The organism is Sinomicrobium oceani, from assembly GCF_900119185.1.
In the GTDB taxonomy this organism is placed as follows: Bacteria; Bacteroidota; Bacteroidia; order Flavobacteriales; family Flavobacteriaceae; genus Sinomicrobium; species Sinomicrobium oceani.
This window is the reverse complement of record NZ_FPJE01000006.1, coordinates 208,211-227,748: the sequence shown is the minus strand read 5'-3', so window position 1 is coordinate 227,748 and position 19,538 is coordinate 208,211. Positions and strand designations below refer to the sequence as shown.

At 44.4% G+C, this 19,538-nt stretch carries 17 protein-coding genes; 11 read left to right on the top strand and 6 right to left on the bottom strand.

Features of this window, described 5'->3' with window-relative positions; translation table 11 throughout:
• On the bottom strand, positions 1–248 hold a 248-nt coding region (locus BT112_RS21610), incomplete at its 3' end, for a transposase (protein ID WP_139276057.1).
• A 152-nt stretch (positions 249–400) separates the two neighbouring features.
• Entirely contained in the window at positions 401–751 is a 351-nt protein-coding gene (locus BT112_RS07450) for a winged helix-turn-helix transcriptional regulator (protein ID WP_072316721.1), read from the bottom strand.
• A gap of 106 nt (positions 752–857) precedes the next feature.
• Here BT112_RS07450 and BT112_RS07445 point away from each other — a divergent pair, with 106 nt between their 5' ends.
• The 3 genes from BT112_RS07445 (at position 858) to BT112_RS07435 (ending at position 3,141) form a co-directional block, all read left to right on the top strand.
• The gene (locus tag BT112_RS07445) at positions 858–1,460 is read left to right on the top strand and encodes an FMN-dependent NADH-azoreductase (protein ID WP_072316720.1); all 603 of its coding nucleotides are present in this window, start codon (positions 858–860) and stop codon (positions 1,458–1,460) included.
• A 322-nt stretch (positions 1,461–1,782) separates the two neighbouring features.
• Entirely contained in the window at positions 1,783–2,397 is a 615-nt protein-coding gene (locus BT112_RS07440) for a deoxynucleoside kinase (RefSeq protein ID WP_072316719.1), read from the top strand.
• Positions 2,398–2,490: 93 nt separating this feature from the next.
• Entirely contained in the window at positions 2,491–3,141 is a 651-nt protein-coding gene (locus BT112_RS07435) for a sterol desaturase family protein (protein ID WP_072316718.1), read from the top strand.
• A 78-nt stretch (positions 3,142–3,219) separates the two neighbouring features.
• On the opposite strand, the gene BT112_RS07430 is transcribed toward BT112_RS07435, so the two are convergent.
• Entirely contained in the window at positions 3,220–5,502 is a 2,283-nt protein-coding gene (locus BT112_RS07430; protein ID WP_083564830.1) for a sodium-translocating pyrophosphatase, read from the bottom strand.
• A gap of 279 nt (positions 5,503–5,781) precedes the next feature.
• Between BT112_RS07430 and BT112_RS07425 the strand changes: the two genes are divergently transcribed.
• Together BT112_RS07425 and BT112_RS07420 are read left to right on the top strand one after the other, a co-directional pair.
• Entirely contained in the window at positions 5,782–8,217 is a 2,436-nt protein-coding gene (locus BT112_RS07425) for a TonB-dependent receptor (RefSeq protein ID WP_245776996.1), read from the top strand.
• Positions 8,218–9,402: a PepSY-associated TM helix domain-containing protein gene (locus tag BT112_RS07420; RefSeq protein WP_072316717.1), complete on the top strand. Its 1,185-nt coding sequence runs from the start codon at positions 8,218–8,220 to the stop codon at positions 9,400–9,402.
• Positions 9,403–9,607: 205 nt separating this feature from the next.
• On the opposite strand, the gene BT112_RS07415 is transcribed toward BT112_RS07420, so the two are convergent.
• The 3 genes from BT112_RS07415 to BT112_RS07405 all read right to left on the bottom strand — a co-directional run bounded on the left by BT112_RS07415 (position 9,608) and on the right by BT112_RS07405 (position 13,915).
• Entirely contained in the window at positions 9,608–10,138 is a 531-nt protein-coding gene (locus BT112_RS07415) for an inorganic diphosphatase (RefSeq protein ID WP_072316716.1), read from the bottom strand.
• Positions 10,139–10,292: 154 nt separating this feature from the next.
• Positions 10,293–12,785: a DUF5686 and carboxypeptidase-like regulatory domain-containing protein gene (locus tag BT112_RS07410; protein ID WP_072316715.1), complete on the bottom strand. Its 2,493-nt coding sequence runs from the start codon at positions 12,783–12,785 to the stop codon at positions 10,293–10,295.
• Positions 12,786–12,937: 152 nt separating this feature from the next.
• Positions 12,938–13,915, bottom strand: coding sequence for a pyruvate dehydrogenase complex E1 component subunit beta (locus tag BT112_RS07405; protein WP_072316714.1), 978 nt, complete (start codon positions 13,913–13,915; stop codon positions 12,938–12,940).
• Between the two features lie 376 nt (positions 13,916–14,291).
• Here BT112_RS07405 and BT112_RS07400 point away from each other — a divergent pair, with 376 nt between their 5' ends.
• From BT112_RS07400 to BT112_RS07370, 6 genes are all read left to right on the top strand, one after another.
• Complete coding sequence (locus BT112_RS07400) at positions 14,292–15,038, top strand: electron transfer flavoprotein subunit beta/FixA family protein (protein WP_072316713.1); 747 nt, start codon at positions 14,292–14,294, stop codon at positions 15,036–15,038.
• A 52-nt stretch (positions 15,039–15,090) separates the two neighbouring features.
• Complete coding sequence (locus tag BT112_RS07395; protein ID WP_072316712.1) at positions 15,091–16,059, top strand: electron transfer flavoprotein subunit alpha/FixB family protein; 969 nt, start codon at positions 15,091–15,093, stop codon at positions 16,057–16,059.
• Between the two features lie 237 nt (positions 16,060–16,296).
• A complete protein-coding gene (locus tag BT112_RS07385; protein WP_072316710.1) occupies positions 16,297–16,917 on the top strand; it encodes a bifunctional nuclease family protein in 621 nt (206 codons plus the stop codon).
• 9 nt (positions 16,918–16,926) lie between these two features.
• Positions 16,927–18,282, top strand: a complete 1,356-nt coding sequence (locus BT112_RS07380) for a NupC/NupG family nucleoside CNT transporter (protein WP_072316709.1) — start codon at positions 16,927–16,929, stop codon at positions 18,280–18,282.
• Positions 18,283–18,416: 134 nt separating this feature from the next.
• Positions 18,417–19,082 carry an SCO family protein gene (locus BT112_RS07375; RefSeq protein WP_072316708.1) on the top strand — a complete coding sequence of 222 codons (666 nt, stop codon included), beginning with the start codon at positions 18,417–18,419 and terminating at the stop codon, positions 19,080–19,082.
• 209 nt (positions 19,083–19,291) lie between these two features.
• Positions 19,292–19,537, top strand: a complete 246-nt coding sequence (locus tag BT112_RS07370; RefSeq protein WP_072316707.1) for a FeoA family protein — start codon at positions 19,292–19,294, stop codon at positions 19,535–19,537.
• Position 19,538 lies beyond the last annotated feature (1 nt).

Here is a 19,538-nt window from a genome sequence, read left to right as displayed (position 1 = left end):
TCTATTTTACGCGAAGAATACAGGTTGCGCAAATAGGCATACACTAAAATTTTTAGCAATACTTTGGGATGATAGCTCGATGTACCGCCTCCACGATAGGTCTTTTCCAGGCTGCTCAGGTCTACCGAGTCCAAAATCGTGTTGACAATACGTACAGGATGGTTCTGAGGAACTAGGTCATCATAACTGGGCGGAAGCAGGCTCAACTGCCCTTGGTCGTAGATCTTCCAGGTGACTTTTCGGCTCATGCTTAAATTTACAAACACAAAACCTTATAACAAAAAAAAGAGGCTGCCTTTTTAGACAACCTCTTTTGTTTTAACCGCGGTCGATCACAGGTTTTTCTTTATAGATCGTACTATATGTCATAAAACACCGTATATCTAAAAAACACAGACAATCACGAACGCTCCCGCCTTATTTTCTCCCGATGTTGCTCTCCCCAGGCACTCAAAGCATCCAGAACTTCCTCTAAGGTATTACTGTATTCGGTAATTTTATACGACACCACAACAGGATGGCCGGTATGCACCTCCCGTGTTAAAAAACCATTCAATTCGAGTTCTTTTAATTCTACGGACAACATTTTTGCTGAAATCCCTATAGTCCGCTGGATCTCATTAAAACGTGTGCAGCCTTCCCGTAATGCAATGATAATCTTTAGTCTCCATTTACCTCCTATAGCATAAAGGGCATCATCAATGCCTTTTAACCGCTTTTGACATATTTCAGCCGAAATCTTTTCTCTCATATCCTATCTTTTTCTAAGCCTGGTTACCCAAAGGTTAGTACTCACCTTTGGTTAAGTACTATAATTTACACAGTAAATATATGTATTTTTGAACAAAAATTGCGACATGAAAAATATTTTGCACATCAAGTCCGGTCTTCAGGGCCAGAATTCATATAGTACCAAACTGGGTAATGCCATCGTGGAAAGGCTCAAGGAATCTCATCCGGAGGTCAGGGTAAAGGAACGAGACCTTGTAAGAGAAGCATTCCCTCACCTGCAAAGCGAGACCCTGACGGCATTCTTCACACCGGAAGAAGACAGGACCCCCGAAAATATCAGAGCCGTCCAGCCTTCCGAGCGTGCTGTTCGGGAACTCTTTGAAGCAGATATTATCGTACTCGATGTTCCGATGTACAATTTCAACATTCCCTCTCAACTGAAGTCCTGGATAGACCATATCGCCCGCGCGGGAATCACTTTCCGCTATACGGAAAACGGACCGGAAGGGCTGGTTACAGGCAAAAAAGTATATATCGCCCTGGCTTCAGGGGGCGTTTATTCTGAAGGACCAAACCAGGGATACGATTTTATTCCGCCATACCTTAAAGCCGTTCTCGGTTTCATGGGCATGACCGATATTGAAATATTCCGTGCAGAAGGTACTGCCATAGAATCATCCAGGGCAGACGCTGTTGAAAGAGCTTTGGAAACGGCAGTACTTGCCTGATAAATATTCTATTAATGCTTTAATAAAAAAACCGGATAGCTCTCCGGTTTTTTTTATTACTTATCACATTAAAGCACGCTGACTACCCCACCTTCTCTGACACAAAACCGAACCGCCAGACCCCATTAACAAACGAGCAAAACAGGAAACACCCTTTAACTGAAATGGGAATTATTTCAGAACACACTCACAATCAAAAAAAGCAATACCGGTAGATTGCAATATATTTGTACCCTCTACAGGATAAATATATTTTATCCGAACGAGGATAACTTGTATATTTACATTAGAAAAACATTTATCACTCAATTACACTTACACCATGCATATTGCCATAGCCGGGAACATTGGTGCCGGAAAAACAACACTGACAAAATTACTGGCCAAACATTTTAAGTGGGAAGCCCAGTTCGAAGATGTAGTAGACAATCCTTATCTCGATGATTTTTACACCCAGATGGAACGATGGAGTTTTAATCTCCAGATCTACTTCCTGAATAGCCGTTTCCGGCAAATACTGCAAATCAGGGAAAGCGGAAAAACCATTATCCAGGACAGGACCATATATGAGGATGCCTACATTTTTGCTCCGAACCTCTACGCTATGGGATTGATGACCAACCGGGATTTCGGTAATTATCAATCGCTCTTCGAGCTCATGGAAAATCTTGTTCAGCCTCCGGATCTGCTGATATACCTTCGCAGTTCTATCCCCAACCTGGTAAGCCAGATCCACAAAAGAGGCCGGGAATACGAAAATTCCATTTCCATAGATTACCTCAGCAGACTGAACGAACGGTACGAAGCCTGGGCACATACGTATGAAAAAGGAAAATTTTTGATTATTGATGTAGATAAGCTTAATTTTGTAGATAATCCGGAGGATCTGGGAGATGTAATCCAGAAAATAGATGCCGAACTCAACGGGCTTTTCTAAAAAGACCTGTTCGCAACACAGCATAATGTTCGGACGCTTTAGAAGCGTAAAAAACAACGGCCTTCGTGATAAAAACTTTTCAACCTTATACCTATGGAAGCAACAAAACACAAACGCCCTAAACACAAAGGTTCTCCGAAACTATTCAACAATCCCGTACTGGAAAAGCTTACCCATACCCATATTTCGATGCCTCTGATCATTTTTACGGTAATTGCTGCTGCACTTATCTATTACGGCATCGTCGAAAAAGGTTTCCAGGCTCCCCAAATGATTCTATTGTTTGCAGCAGGTATGCTCTTCTTTACCCTGATCGAATATATCATGCACCGGTATTTTTATCACATGCCCGCCACTACGGAGAAAAGAAAAAAAATAGCATACACCATGCACGGGGTTCATCACGATTACCCCAAAGATAAATCGAGACTGGCAATGCCACCGCTGTTAAGCCTGATCATCGCTACGGTATTTTTCATTCTGTACAGAGCGGTTATGGGTGATTACGCCTTCGGTTTTTTAGCAGGATTCCTCATGGGATACAACGCATACCTCGGCGTACATTATTCGGTACATGCTTTCAAAGTACCTAACAATTTCCTTAAAGTACTATGGTTCCATCACTCCATACACCATTACAGGGAGCCGGACAGGGCATTCGGGGTATCCTCTCCGTTATGGGACCACATTTTCCGGACCATGCCCAGAAAACCGGGAGAAAATCCAGAAGTACACAGATTGTAATTATCCTATTACACATATCACTATAAAAAAACCTGCTCGTGTGCAGGTTTTTTGTTACTATCGTTTATAGCTACAGCTTCATTCTTCCTGCTTTCTTTCGAATACAAAAGCTACAGATTTTGCTGCTTCCACATCGTCACCGGCATCTACCGTCTGTACTTCGATCACTACCGGCACTTTTTCTGCCTGCCCTACGGCTCCATCATCCGTATGTCCTCCGAGAATAGGGGCTATGACCAAGCCCACAAGGCAAGTCAGTTTAATGAGGATATTCATCGAAGGCCCTGAGGTATCCTTAAAAGGGTCTCCTACCGTATCCCCGGTAACAGCTGCTTTGTGTGCATCGGACCCCTTAAAAGTCATTACGCCATCGATCTCCACACCGGCTTCGAATGATTTCTTTGCATTATCCCAGGCTCCGCCGGCATTATTCTGGAATATAGCCCATACCACACCGGATACTGCAACACCGGCCATATAGCTTCCGAGCGCTTCTGCTCCCATTACGAAACCTATAAGCACAGGAGAGAGAATTGCTATGGCGCCGGGCAGGATCATCTCCCGTAAAGCTGCTTGTGTGGATATATCCACACACCGGCCATAATCGGGGGTTCCGGTTCCTTCCATAATCCCGGGAATTTCCCTGAATTGACGCCGGACTTCCTTCACCATTTCCATCGCCGCCTTACCGACACTCTGCATTGCAAGCGCAGAAAAAATTACAGGTACCATTCCCCCTATAAACAAAGCGGCGAGAACATCTGCTTTAAAAATATTTATACCATCAATACCGGTAAAGGTTACATACGCTGCAAAAAGCGCCAAAGCCGTCAAGGCTGCAGAGGCTATGGCAAAACCCTTACCTACTGCCGCAGTGGTATTCCCTACGGAATCCAGAATATCGGTGCGTCCGCGAACCTCATCGGGAAGTTCGCTCATTTCAGCCACCCCTCCGGCATTGTCCGCAATGGGACCGAAAGCATCAATAGCAAGCTGCATGGCTGTAGTCGCCATCATAGCCGATGCCGCTATGGCCACGCCGTAAAAACCGGCAAGCGCATAAGACCCCCAGATCGCAACGGCAAACAGAAGCACTGAAGAAAAAGTAGATTTCATCCCTGTTGCCAGCCCGGCAATAATATTAGTTGCCGCACCGGTGGAGGAATTCCTCACAATATCGAGTACCGGTTTTTTACCAAGTCCGGTATAATATTCGGTGAAAAATGAGATCAGCCCCCCTACGGCAAGACCGATAATCGTAGCAAAAAACACATGTAACCCGGGGACCTCTTTATATCCTTCTCCGAAAAATTTCATATGAAGCGTCTCCGGAAGCATCCATCGAATAAGAAAGTAACAAGCTAACACCGTCAGTATTATCGCAATCCAGTTTCCGGTATTCAAAGACCGTTGTACCTGTGCCTCCCTCACGTCGTTACTGCTGATACGCACGAAAAACGTACCTATGATCGAAGCGATGATACCCACACCGGCAATGACTATCGGAAGCAGGATCGGCCCCATACCTCCGAAAGCATCAGTAAAACTTCCATTACGCTCTGTCATCTCCCTGATAATATAATTTCCCAGCACCATAGATGCCAGTACCGTGGCAACATATGACCCGAAAAGATCGGCCCCCATCCCGGCTACATCCCCTACATTATCGCCCACATTATCCGCTATGGTGGCAGGGTTTCTCGGATCATCTTCGGGAATCCCGGCTTCCACCTTTCCCACAAGATCGGCGCCGACATCGGCCGCTTTGGTATATATTCCCCCGCCGACACGTGCAAACAACGCTATAGATTCGGCGCCAAGTGAGAAACCTGCAAGAGCTTCAAGCACTACGGTCATCTCTTCATAAAATCCAGCCTCCCCGGTGAGAAACATTTTAGTAAACAACAAAAAGAACAAACTCAATCCGAGTACCGCAAGCCCCGCAACGCCGAGTCCCATAACCGTTCCGCCGGAAAACGACACTTTCAGTGCCTGTGGCAGGCTTGTCCTGGCCGCCTGTGTAGTACGCACATTACTTTCCGTTGCAATACGCATTCCGATATTTCCTGCCAGGGCAGAAAAAAAAGCACCAAAGACAAAGGCTACGATAATAAGCCAATGCGTTGTAGGCACAAAAAAGGCTATTACCCCAAGAGCAACAGCCGCTATAATTACAAAAATGAATAGGAGGCGATACTCGGCCTGCAAAAAAGCAAGCGCTCCCTGCTTGATGTTCTCAGAAATGGATTTCATCTTTTCATTTCCGGCATCCTGTTTTTTTACCCACATCGCTTTGATGAGCATAAAAACAAGACCAAGAATCGCCATAATAATCGGCAAAAAAATAGTATTGGTCTCCATAAAATATCTGGTTTTATAAATGAATCACATAAATGTAGTAAAAATGCATGGCTTTCTGATGGTTACATATTAAAGATTTACCAACACTCCCTATTGATAATTGAGAACAAAAAAATAATTACTCCCTCAAATTATCATTTTCTTTATAAGGCAAACCCATTGAGATCTCTCGTTCTAATACGGATATTGCTGAATGAAAAAAATATTTTAATTTTATTTATACCAATTATAAATAATCGGTATTTTCGCGTCGCTAAACAAAAACAGACCTCCATCATTATGCATATAAAATTTTACATGCTTCTTTGCACATTACTGCTCCATGGTATAGTACCGGCTCAGGAACAGGCGACAATTACAGGAAGAATCACCAATGGAACCGATACTCCTGCTGCTTTTTCAAACATTCTCATCAAAGAATTAAAACGCGGTACTTCTGCCGATGAGAACGGCCACTTTGAAATTCGTAATATTCCTCCTGGAGACTATACCATTTTTATATCCGAAATCGGATTTATTCCCCAGGAACGGGCTGTCTCTCTCGAATCCGGACAAATACTCACACTCCGTTTTCAAATGGCAGAAAACGTAACCACACTGCAAACCGTGGAAGTTATCGGGAGAAAGGAAAAAAGTTATAAAAACACGACGTCCTTCGTAGGGGCTAAAACCGAAATTGCACTGAAAGATTTACCGCAGGCCGTCTCTTACGCCACTAAAGAACTGATCGCAGACCAGGGCGCCATGCGTGTCGGGGATCTTGTAAAGAACTTCAGCGGTGTAAACCAGAATACGTTTTACGACGATATTATCATCAGGGGATACCGTATCAATGGCGGGAGCAACACCCAGCTCCTCAACGGGATGCGTACTTCCACAGGGTTCTGGAAACAGCCTCTTGCCAATTACCTGGAACGGGTAGAAGTACTCAAAGGCCCTTCTTCGGCCCTATTCGGTAATGCATCTCCCGGAGGAGTGATCAACAGGGTCACTAAAAAACCCCTCGATGAAGTCAGGAATTCAGTAAGCTTTTCTACCGGGAGCTTTAACACCTTACGTGCCCTCGGTGATTTCACAGGGCCACTGACAAAGGACAAGTCCCTCTTATACCGGTTGAATATCGGGTATGAGGACGCCAATAGTTTCCGGGATCTGCAATTTGATAAAAACCTGGTTATTGCACCTTCGTTATCATTTCTTCCCACAGACAAGACGAGGGTAAACTTCGACCTGATCTACAACAGTTCAAAAAGCCGTCTGGACAGGGGCCAGTCTACTTATAAAGACGATCTGTATTCTACCCCGATCTCAAGATCGCTGAGTGCTACCAACGATTTCCTGAACGAAGAGACCTATATCGTTACCTTAGCACTGAACCACCAGTTTACCGAAGAACTCTCCTTTTCGGCCTCATACATCCGTACGGGCTACAACGAAGACCTTTTGGAACATCGTGGGGCCAACCAATATGCCGTTGACGGTCTCGGGCAGGATATACCGGACAAAATTGCAATGCAGGTATTTCAGCGCAAACGAAAGCGGTTTATAGACAATCTTTCGGCCTTCTTCAATTACAAAGCTCAAACCGGCCTACTGAAACACAACCTTATCGCAGGGTATGACTATGCCCAGCAGGAAATCCCAAGGGGAGGCTCTCAATTACAGGCCAACGGTTATCTGACCAAAGACGGGGGTGCCAAGGCTTACAATGCCGACAACTCTCAGAACTTTTTCCTGGATTCTGACGGGAACCCTATCCCTAACGTCGCACATTTCGACCTGTCCAATCCCGTGGCCTCACAACAATTGAGGGATATGAACAATTACGTCTACACGGTACGGTCTTACGGTCCGGAACTCTATAATTCGCACGGGGTGTACTTGCAGGATCAGATTACCTGGAACAAACTCAAAGTTCTCATCGGTCTGCGATACGATTATTATACAGATAAAATGAACTACGAGACCCCAAATGAAGAGAGTGTGCACCAGGATGCCTTACTGCCCCGTATCGGAGCCACATATACACTGACCGACAACATCAACATCTATGGTACTTACGTACAAGGATTCGAACCTCAGACCGCTTCCAACATGGACCCTAATTTAGGCGGTCCTTTCGACCCACTGGAAAGCAATATGATAGAGTTCGGAGGTAAATCTTCCTGGTTCAACGGAAAACTCGATGCTACACTGGCTTTATACCGTATAGAACAAAAAAATACATTGTATGCCCAAGCCGGCACGGACTCACTTCAGCAGGTCGGAAAAGATCGTTCGCGCGGTATAGAAGTCGACCTCAACGGACGTATATTCCCCAACTGGAGTATTAGTGCATCATATTCTTTTATAGAAGCAGAGATCACCAAGGACGCAGCAGGTAACCGCAGTGGACTTCAGAAGCCCAACACCCCGAAACACCAGGGTAATTTATGGACACGGTACAACATGGACCATGGAAAACTGAAAGGACTGGGCGCCGGTCTCGGTACAAACTTCGTTACCGAAAGAGTCTTACAGCAAAACAGCGCACAGACCATTCCGGGATACACTTTGGTAAATGCCGCACTGTACTATACCGTAAATGATTTTACCCTGCAACTCAACTTTAACAATATTACCAACAAAACACATTGGGTCGGGGGATATGACTACATCCGGCTTTTCCCGGGCACCCCAAGAAACTGGCTTTTAACCGTAGGATATGCTTTTTAAATGAAATTGAAACCTTATATAAAAACACTACACTTATGGCTGGGACTTGTCTCCGGCCTTGTGGTTTTTGTAGTAGCACTGAGCGGCAGTGTCCTGGTTTTTGAAGATGAACTCGGTCCGTTTTTCGATCCCGCATATTACAACACCCCCGAACATGCCGCTGCTGCTAAAATTCCAACGGATATTCTTATTGAAAATGCTTTGCAAAAACATCCGGGTGCTGTACTTCAAAACCTGTACACTTTTAACGATCCCAAGCGGAGTGTACTCATTAACCTTACGGATATCAACGGAGAACAACGTGTTATCTCAGCCAGTCCTTATTCCGGAAAGATCCTCAAAGACACCCTTTACGAAAAGCGTTTCTTCACCATAGTCACCAAATTACACCGATACCTTTTAATGGGAGATACAGGCAAAGCCATTACCGGCGCTGCATGTCTGATTTTCACCGTATTACTCATCAGTGGTATGATACTGTGGTGGCCTTCAAAGCTAAAAAACCTTAAACAGCGCCTCAAAATAAAGTGGAAAGCCTCGTTTAAGCGGGTAAACTGGGACATCCATGCCGTACTCGGGTTTTACAGCGTTATCCCCCTGCTTCTCATCGCACTTACAGGCCTTATATGGTCTTACCGCTGGTACGAAAACACCATGTATTATATAGCCGATGGAACGCCCAAACCGATACATAAAGTAAAAAACAGGGAAACCGATTCGTATTCCACCCGGGATAATAACAATTTTTATACTTCCATTCTTAAAGAAACCGACAGCCTTTTCACCTACCGTGGCGATATCCGGCTGATCCGTGACTTAAAAGGCAAAAACAGTATCTTGGTACTTAAAGAAAATCTGGAAGCCCCGATCCCGAACATCAGGGACATGGTTTATTTTGACATGTACTCAGGCGAAAGGCTACAGATCAAACGTTATGACGAGCTTTCGGCAGGAGACAAAATAAGACGTATGATTTACCCGCTTCACACCGGAAGTATTTATGGATACCCTACCAAAATCCTTGCTTTTGTGGTCTGTCTTATCGCCGCCGCATCTCCTGTGACCGGTTTACTGATATGGACAGGAAGAAAGAAGAAAAAAAACAAGGCATTTCTAAGACAAAAAGCGGAATCCCACAAACCACGGAAACTCCGTAGAAGTATCCCGGAACGACAAAGTGTTTAAACTACAGCGGCATTAAAAGATCTTTGCAGACACCAGGATCTGATAGTAAAACCGTACCGGACCATTCTACCAAGTACACAAGCACCTGAAAGCTCCATCCGGGAATACCTGAATACAGCGACCTGATTTTAAAACGGACCATTAAAAAAGCGGAAGTATTCAGGTGAATGCTTCCGCTTTTTATATCAAATTGATACGTTATAGATTACGCTATGCTGAAAAGTCCTTCTTCCTTGTTCTGAAGCGACTCAAAACGATCTATACAGGCATCGATAATATCATAAGCTTCATTAACATCTCCCCATCCGCCTACATCAACCTTCTTCTGCTCCAGGTCTTTATACACCTGGAAAAAATGTTCGATTTCCTTTTTCTGGTGGGGGTTCATATCATTGAGGTCGCTAAGTTTGTTCCAGATAGGATCGGAAACAGGTACGCAAATGATTTTTTCATCCGGCCCTTTCTCATCGGCCATATGGAAAACACCTATCGGTTTTACTTCCATCACACATCCGGGAAATGTCGATTCCGTGACCAACACCAAAACATCCAGCGGATCTCCGTCTAATGCCAGGGTCTCCGGAATAAATCCGTAATCCGCGGGGTAATGCATGGAAGAAAAGATCATTCTGTCGTACCGGATCTTTTTTAGTTTAAAATCGTACTCATACTTATTCCTGCTCCCTTTGGGGATCTCTATCAATACGTCAAAAGACTTTAATTTCGCTGCGCTCATAATTACTACAATGTGTTAAGAAAGGGTGCAAAAATACAGAAGATGGCTGTAAAACACAATTTAATTTTAATGAATGTAAGACATATCTGATCCCGGAACGGCTTTTTTAAAAATGTTCCATGATAATTTTATAATTCTAACCTTTTTTCGCCTTTTAGAAGTGGAAGCCGAAAGTCCCGGTCACACTGAATCTCCTGGCATCGGGCATATCGAGATAATTACCCCGGAAGTTAAAATCGATACGGAACACCCTGAAGATATTGCCTATCCCGAACGAATATTCCCAGTACACCTTTTCCGAAGGTGCCTGAAGCAGCATATTTGTCGGCTGGTTTAGTGCTATATTCTCTTCCGAAAGTTCTCCCCAGACTCCCCGAAGCCCTACTATTTCGCGTAAATTCAACTTTCTCAACAGCGGCACTCTCGCAAAAATCCTCCCGTTGAAATTGTGTTCCAGGTGCATCGACACATAAGTATCGGTTACAAATTCGTAAAAATCGAGGTTGGGAAACGTGTTAAATATAGAAAAATAGGTCTGGTTACCCGGAACGATACTCAATAACCCCAACGGCACCTCTCCGAAAGTCTTTCCGGCCTCTACCGTAGTATAAAGCCTTCCGAAACCTCCGACATTCCATGGTTTTCGAAAATAAAACTGGATCTTTTCATAATCGAAATCACTTTCCAGAAAACCACTGACTCCTTTGGCGTAGTTGATATAAAAACGGGCGTATTCATCATTGACATCTCTTCGCTCCACCCCGTACCCTACGGTTTTTCTCCCCGGAGTATATTCCAGTGAGGTTGTCAGTTCGAGCTGTTTTACCTGTGAGGAAACTCCCGTAGGCGATTCCGGATCCACATAATCCAGACTAAAAGCTTCCGGAAGTGCCGAACGTAACATCCGGAAAGACCCTTCTACTTTAAACCTGAAATTTTTGGCAGGCTCCATTTCCATATCGGCTGTCGTCAGGTTGATATTGGTGAGTTTGTCGTTAGAACCCACCGTAAAAACAGAGGAAGAGGCATAACTTCTGCCCAGCACATCATTGTTAGGGGTCAGGCTCACACCGATCTGTTCTACATCCCGGCGGTTTCCCCCGGAAATGATAAGCCTGTTCTCCCTGTCCAGTAACCACTTTGCAGATATCCCGTACTTGAATTTCTTATCTTTAAAACCGTAGGCTCCGAATCCTTCTATACGCCACCTGTCATTAGGCCCGAAATAAGTTCTTCCCCCTCCGCGAAGTCGTATCCCTTCGGCATCGTTATAACCGAAAGAAGAAAATATCGGTCCATAGTCCATATTCCACTTATCGATCTCTACATATCCCGATGCCAGGATCTCTCCTACATTGTACAATCTCTTGAATTTGGGCACTGTTTTCAGCGTATCCAGCATTTTATATATCCCCGATTCATTCTTATTCAAGACCTCCAGCCTGTTTTCCTGCCAGAAGGTATCATCTCTTTCATAGACCTGTGCATCGAACCGGTCTACTTCCTCATTGTAAAAGGACCGGGGCTTTTCCTCATCGAAGATATAATTGTCATAAATCGTGGTCCGCTTACCGTACACTCCCCGTGACTCTTCTTTTTTCCTCAGGCTGAAGTCGCTCATCATATAATCTCTCGTAAGCAGAAAGACGGAATCGTTGAGCACTTCGAACTCCTGCTCGATATAGATATCTTTCACCCAGTTGATGTTGGCACTTTTGGTAACCTGTAAATTGATTTTTTTTACGGCATACGTCGTATCACTGACCCAGAAGTCACCTTTAAAAGTAAGCTCGTTTTTGCGCCTCGGATAATAGATGATATTATAGCACCATTTGTTATCGATATAGGTACTGTCGGTAAGCACATAATTATAAGTATCTATACCAACTCTGGAAATAGGGCTGACAAAACTCTTATCGAAAAATTTAAGATAGCTTTTGTAAATATCATAATCGGAATAGAGGTCCTGAACAAACGAGATAATATTCTGGTTGGAGCTAAACCCCGAATTCCTGTTACCTACCAGCTTTTCTTTTTTCTTACTCAGTTTATTATCCCCGTGCACCTTGTAAAAAGCTTCGTTGATAAAAATAGGCAGGTAGGTTTTTCCGGTTATCCGCGAGGTATCCATCTGATCGAAGATAAACTCCATTCCTTTAAACAGTTTTCCATGGATAAGGCTACTGTCTATGGTGTTTAGATCAAACTCTACCTTTTCGTATTTATCGTATTTATACTGATCGAAACCGTGAACCCCGTTTTTTCGCTTGCGCTCCAGGACTTTTCTCAGAAGGTCTATTGCCGGGTTATTCTTTTTGGATTGTTTCCCGACGTACACAACGACTTCCTTGAGCTGCTCACCTTCCTCGAGCTCTATTTTCATATCGTAATTTACCCTTTTCTCCAGGGGGATTTCCTTAGTAGCATAGCCTACAAAAGAAACAACGAGCGTAGTAAACGTATTCTCGGATTCCAGATAAAACCGGCCGTCATCGTTGGTTATGGTACCTTCCGAAGAGTTTTTGAACAGTACATTAGCAAAGGGAACCGGTATTCCGGATTCGTCTATCACCATACCGCTCACCTTGGTCTGGGCATGCATCACTACCGATAAGAGTAAAAGTATCCCTGCTAAAAGCTTCTTCATATATAGAGTTAAGTCCTAAAACACACCAAAACATTTTCGATCCGGAACGTCCGTCTCAACCTGACTTCCGGTACGCTCCTGCAATGTCCTAAAAATAAAAAACTTCACCAATAAAATATTGATGAAGTTTATATAACGCTAAAAAAAATATTTTATTGGTATAATACCTTCTTCACTGCCTTTACTACATCTTCGTAGTTCGGCAACCATTCTGCCAGCAGTACAGGAGAATACGGAGCCGGAGTATCGGCAGTATTTATTTTGATTATGGGAGCATCCAGAAAATCAAAAGCCTGGGATTGTACCAGATAAGTGATTTCCGTAGAAACATTTCCGAAAGGCCATGCTTCCTCGAGAATAACCAGACGGTTGGTTTTCTTAACCGATTTCAGAATAGTTTCCTGGTCCAGGGGCCTTACTGTTCTGAGGTCGATGACCTCACAGCTTATACCTTCTTTTTCCAGTGCATCGGCAGCTTTGTATGCTTCTTTGATGATCTTTCCGAAAGAAACCACGGTAACATCCTTTCCTTCCCGCTTTATATCGGCAACACCGATCGGCAGGGTATATTCATCTTCCGGCACTTCACCTTTATCTCCGTACATCTGCTCCGACTCCATGAAGATCACAGGATCATTATCGCGAATGGCAGACTTCAAAAGTCCTTTTGCATCGTAAGGATTGGAAGGCACTATAACTTTGAGTCCGGGACAGTTGGCAAACCAGCTTTCGAAAGCCTGTGAGTGTGTCGCCGCAAGCTGACCGGCAGAAGCCGTAGGTCCACGGAAAACGATTGGAATATTAAACTGGCCACCACTCATCTGTCGCATTTTCGCGGCATTATTGATGATCTGATCGATCCCTACCAGAGAGAAGTTAAAAGTCATAAACTCGATAATAGGCCGGTTTCCACCCATGGCAGACCCTACACCTACCCCTGCAAATCCGAGCTCGGAAATAGGAGTATCCAGTACCCTGTCGGGCCCGAATTCATCGAGCATCCCTTTGGAAGCCTTATACGCACCGTTGTATTCGGCCACTTCCTCACCCATCAGGTAAATAGTTTCGTCCCTTCGCATCTCTTCGCTCATGGCCTCGGCTACGGCTTCTCTAAATTGTATTGTTCTCATGTACTATATTAATATTGAATAAAACAGCATCTTCGTGTAAACGAAGCAAAAATAGTAATAAATAAAATTTTTATGGCCCGCATTTTCATAAATTTTGTAACTCTCCTACCCTTTCTTGTTTCGACCATGCTCATCACTACAAACCGAAGAAACAACATCACCCTCCCCTATTCTTCACGTTGTACCACAGGCGCTCTTCAAAGTATAAAACCTGAAAATTTCTTCAAAAAAATACTATGCGCGCATAGTATTTTTGGAAAATATTCTCTATCTTCGTAACGATTATTTAAATCAAATTAAGACAGAAGTCCGAAGGCTAAAGTCCGAAGTATTTTTTCTGCCTTTATCTTCGGTCAAAATCCCAAAAAACAGAAACATGAAGATATTAGTATGTATCAGTCACGTTCCGGATACAACCTCCAAAATTAACTTTTCGGATGGCGACACCAAATTCGACACCAACGGCGTACAGTTTGTAATTAATCCCAATGATGAGTTCGGTCTGACCAGGGCCATGTGGTTCAAAGAAAAACAGGGTGCTTCGGTCACGGTGGTCAATGTAGGCGGACCTGAAACAGAACCTACCCTTCGCAAAGCTCTGGCTATAGGTGCAGACGAAGCTATCAGGGTCAATGCAGAAGCTACCGATGGTTTTTTTGTTGCCCGGCAACTTGCCAAAATTGTAAAGGACGGGGGATATGACCTGGTTATAGCCGGCCGGGAATCCATAGACTATAACGGAGGAATGGTTCCGGGTATGCTTGCCGCCCTCACCGGTGCCAATTTTGTCAATACCTGTATAGGCCTTGAGGTCGAAAACAACGAGGCTACGGCTACAAGAGAGATAGACGGTGGCAAGGAAACCGTAAAATGTGCCCTGCCCCTCATCATAGGAGGACAAAAAGGATTGGTAGAGGAAAGCGATCTTCGCATCCCCAACATGAGAGGTATTATGATGGCCAGACAAAAGAAACTGACGGTACTCGAACCGGAAGAAGCCCAAAGCCAGACTACGGCGGTAAAATTTGAAAAGCCCGCACCTAAAGGTGAGGTCAAACTGGTATCTCCGGACAACCTCGATGAGTTGATCAGCTTATTGCACAACGAAGCCAAAGTGATCTAATCCGGCTTTTACGCTAAGAAATCCTATCGTAAAACCTCAAAAAAAGAAAAATATGTCTATTTTAATATATACGGAATCCGAAGGAGGAAAACTCAAAAAAACGGCATTTGAAGTCGCATCGTATGCTAAGGCCCTCGCCGGACAGACCGGCACTACGGTTACCGCCGTAGCCGTAAATGCGGACAACACCGCAGAACTCGGCAAATACGGCGTGGATAAAGTCCTGAAAGTATCTGATGAAAAACTGAAAGGATTCAACGCACGCGCTTATGCAGATGTTATAAAGCAGGCTGCTGCCCAGGAAAATGCAGGTATTGTCATTATCAGTTCCAGTGCCAATGACAAATACCTTGCTCCCGTTCTGGCCATAAATCTCGAAGCCGGGTATGCTCCGAACGTAGTGGCTCTTCCGGAAAGCACAGATCCTTTCCGTGTAAAGCGTACAGCCTTCACCAACAAGGCTTTTAACATTACAGAGATCCGTACCGATGTAAAACTTATCGGGCTTTCCAAAAACTCCTTCGGTCTCAAAGAGGCAAACGGAGCCGCTGCCGAAGAGACCTTTGCCCCTGCATTAAACGACAATGATTTTGCAATCGGTACCGAATCGGTAGACAAAACCACAGGAAAGGTTACTATTGCAGATGCAGAGATCGTGGTGTCCGGCGGACGCGGCCTCAAGGGTCCTGAAAATTGGGGAATGATAGAAGAACTGGCCGATGTTCTCGGTGCTGCCACCGCCTGCTCCAAACCGGTATCCGACATGGGATGGAGACCGCATGGTGAACACGTGGGACAGACCGGAAAGCCGGTAGCTGCCAATCTGTATATCGCCATAGGGATATCAGGAGCCATACAGCATCTTGCAGGGATCAATGCCTCTAAGGTCAAGGTAGTTATCAATACCGACCCGGAAGCTCCTTTCTTCAAAGCTGCAGATTATGGTGTAGTGGGCGATGCCTTCGAAGTCGTTCCTGCACTCATCGAAAAATTAAAGGAATTTAAAGCACAAAACTCATAATTTTTGGTAAATTGTGCCCTTGAAGGGCTGCTTGGACAGGGAGCTATCCCGGATCCTGGCAGCCCTTTATTTTTCTACTGTACAAGCGGTCCCGGTGGGTTCAGAAAAACCATGGATATTAAGGGACTGACCTCTCAAAATATAAATTCGAGGCCGGACAGTGAGGAATTCGCACGAAATTTTTTCATCTTTGCCTAAAATTGAGGTGAAATTTTTATGCCCAGTTGTATATAAAATATGAGTTTAGTCAGGTTAAACATAAAAGGAATATCGTACAGCCAAACACAAAATGGCGCTTACGCCCTTATTCTCAATGAAGTGGAAGGAGACCGTAAACTTCCCATTGTTATCGGTGCCTTCGAAGCACAATCCATTGCCATAGCTCTGGAAAAAGAGATCAAACCACCGAGACCATTGACGCATGACCTGTTCAAAAACTTTGCAGATCGCTTCGATATCGTTGTCAAACAGGTCATTATACACAAACTGGTCGACGGGGTCTTCTATTCCAGTATTATTTGCGAAAGGGACAAGATCGAAGAGATTATTGACGCGCGCACCAGCGATGCCATTGCCCTCGCCCTTCGTTTTAGCGCACCGATCTTCACCTACAAGAATATCCTGGACAAAGCAGGAATATACCTTAGTTTTTCTGCGAAAGACAAGGATCAGAAGGAAGAGGAAATACTCTCGGAAGACATTGTTTCGGGCAATGAAGATGTAGCCAAAGCTTCCGAAGATTACAGCGCACTGACCCTTCAGGAACTCCACAAAATGCTGGAAGCGGCCGTTACCAATGAAGACTACGAAAAAGCTGTGAAGCTCAGGGATGAGATATCCAAGCGCGAAAAAAAATAATCCTATCACATGCACAGATTTCTACTCGTTTTCCTGAACGCCGCTATAGAACCCAGCCAGGGCTTCTCATTATACGGTTTGGGAAGAGGCATCCTGGGAATGGTCGTACTCATAGCCATTGCCTACGTATTCAGCAGTAACAGGAAAGCCATAAACTGGCGCACGGTAGGTCTCGGGCTTCTTGCACAACTCGTCCTCGCCATAGGCGTTCTCAAGGTTCCCTTCATACGGGCAATATTTACCATTCTCGGAAAGGCTTTCAATAAAATACTGACATTTACCGAGGCCGGCACAAGTTTCCTTTTCAGCTCCTTTATTACCAACAAAATAGAAAGCCCGCTTATTAACTTTGCTATTACCATATTACCGACTATTATTTTCTTTTCGGCACTGACCTCCGTACTATTTTACCTCGGCATTATCCAGAAGGTTGTCAAAGCCCTGGCCTGGCTACTCACCAAACTCCTTAAAATTTCGGGAGCGGAAAGCCTGTCTGTAGCAGGAAATATCTTCCTGGGACAAACGGAGTCTCCCCTGATGATCAAAGCTTACCTGGAAAAAATGAACCGCTCCGAGATCTTATTGGTCATGGTAGGTGGAATGGCCACTGTCGCCGGCGGTGTTCTGGCTGCATATATCGGCTTTCTCGGCGGATCGGATGAAGCCCTGAGACTGGAATTTGCGCGACACCTTCTCGCTGCCTCGGTAATGGCGGCACCGGGAGCTATTGTAGTATCCAAAATACTGGTACCTCAAACCGAAAACGTAAGCGAAGTCGTAGAAGTTTCCAAACAAAACATCGGTTCCAACTTACTCGATGCCATGGCTACAGGAACTACGGAAGGACTGAAACTCGCCGCAAATGTAGCTGCTATGCTGCTTGTTTTTGTCGCTTTTATTGCCATGATCAATTATGGTATGCTCAAAATAGGAGAAATAGGTAACATCAACGGCTGGGTAGCCGATCATACCCCCTACAACCGCTTGTCGCTCGAACTTATTCTCGGCTATGTCTTTGCCCCGCTTATGTGGGTAATCGGTGTAGCGAAAGAAGATATGGCGCTCATGGGACAGCTTCTGGGAGTAAAGCTTGCTGCGAGCGAATTTGTCGGATATATACAACTTTCGGAACTGAAAGATGCCACACAACCGCTTCATTTCACCTATAACAAATCGATCATCATGGCTACGTATATGCTTTGCGGATTTGCCAATTTCGCATCTATAGGTATACAAATCGGCGGTATAGGCTCCCTGGCACCGGGAAAACGCAAAACCCTGTCCGAATTCGGCATGAAGGCCGTACTCGGCGGAACACTTGCCTCCCTGCTCTCTGCAACTCTGGCCGGTATGATCGTAGGCTAAAAGCAATTCACGATCAGGAAGAAACGTTATATAATTTAATGTTAAAAGCGCTAATTAAAAGCTCCCTTACGATACGGGACACGGAACAATTCATTAATTTTGTACTCCGGTTCCAATCCTAAAAACACGTCTCCATGTTACGGTTTTTCAGCAAATTCAAATATCTGGCCCTTACCCTTTTCATTCTTTCGGCCATTATCATCACCCTGTTTTATAATGCGCTGAAACCCCAGGAAACGCTTCCCATATACCAACCTTCTATGGTTAAGGCAGAACTGGTGGACAGCACCATACAGTATGTAAAAAAATATCATACCATAGCCGATTTCAAACTGATAAATCAGAACGGAGATACGATTACCCAGGACAATTATAAAGACAAGATCTATGTTGCCGATTTCTTTTTTACGACCTGCCCTACGATATGCCCCATTATGACCGGTAATATGGCCGAAATCCAGAAAAAGACCATGCCTTATGACGATGTCATGCTTCTCTCCCACTCCGTAACACCACAAATAGACTCGGTGCCACAGCTCAAAAAATATGCGTTGGACAAAGGCGTAAACGACCGGAAATGGAATCTCGTTACGGGCGATAAGAAACAGATCTACGAACTGGCCAGAAAATCCTATCTCGCCGTACTGAATGACGGGGACGGAGGTCTCTATGATATGATCCATACCGAAAACTTTATCCTCGTAGATAAAAAGAAACGAATTCGCGGTTTTTATGACGGTACCAACCCGGAGGACATGGACAAACTTATCCATGATATCGAAATACTAAAGGCCGAATAATTCCGTAACATTCATAAAAACACCGGAAAAGCGGGGCAAAACCTAAAAAGATGTTAAAGTTTTCCTGCATATTTTGAGTCAAAATGCGCTTATCTCCCTGTTAATCCCTTAGTTTTGCCAACCCCTGTAATTTTAATTAGTTAACACTTATTTTTCTAAGCTAACTTTTTGTCTTATTTTTGGCTACTTAAATTGATTCTAAATAAAAATTGAAAACAACTATAGCACATCTCAAACGCGGTGAAAAAGGGATTATAACGGATATTCCAATAGACATCATTCCTGTAAAATTGTTTGAAATGGGATGCCTTCCCGGCAACCAGGTAGAACTACTACAGGTTGCTCCTTTCCGGGACCCTCTGTACCTTAACATCAACGGTTCTTTTCTTTCGATAAGGCGTGAAACCGCCTTGCTTATAGAGATTGAAAAAATTAATGAAACCACGGAATTATGAG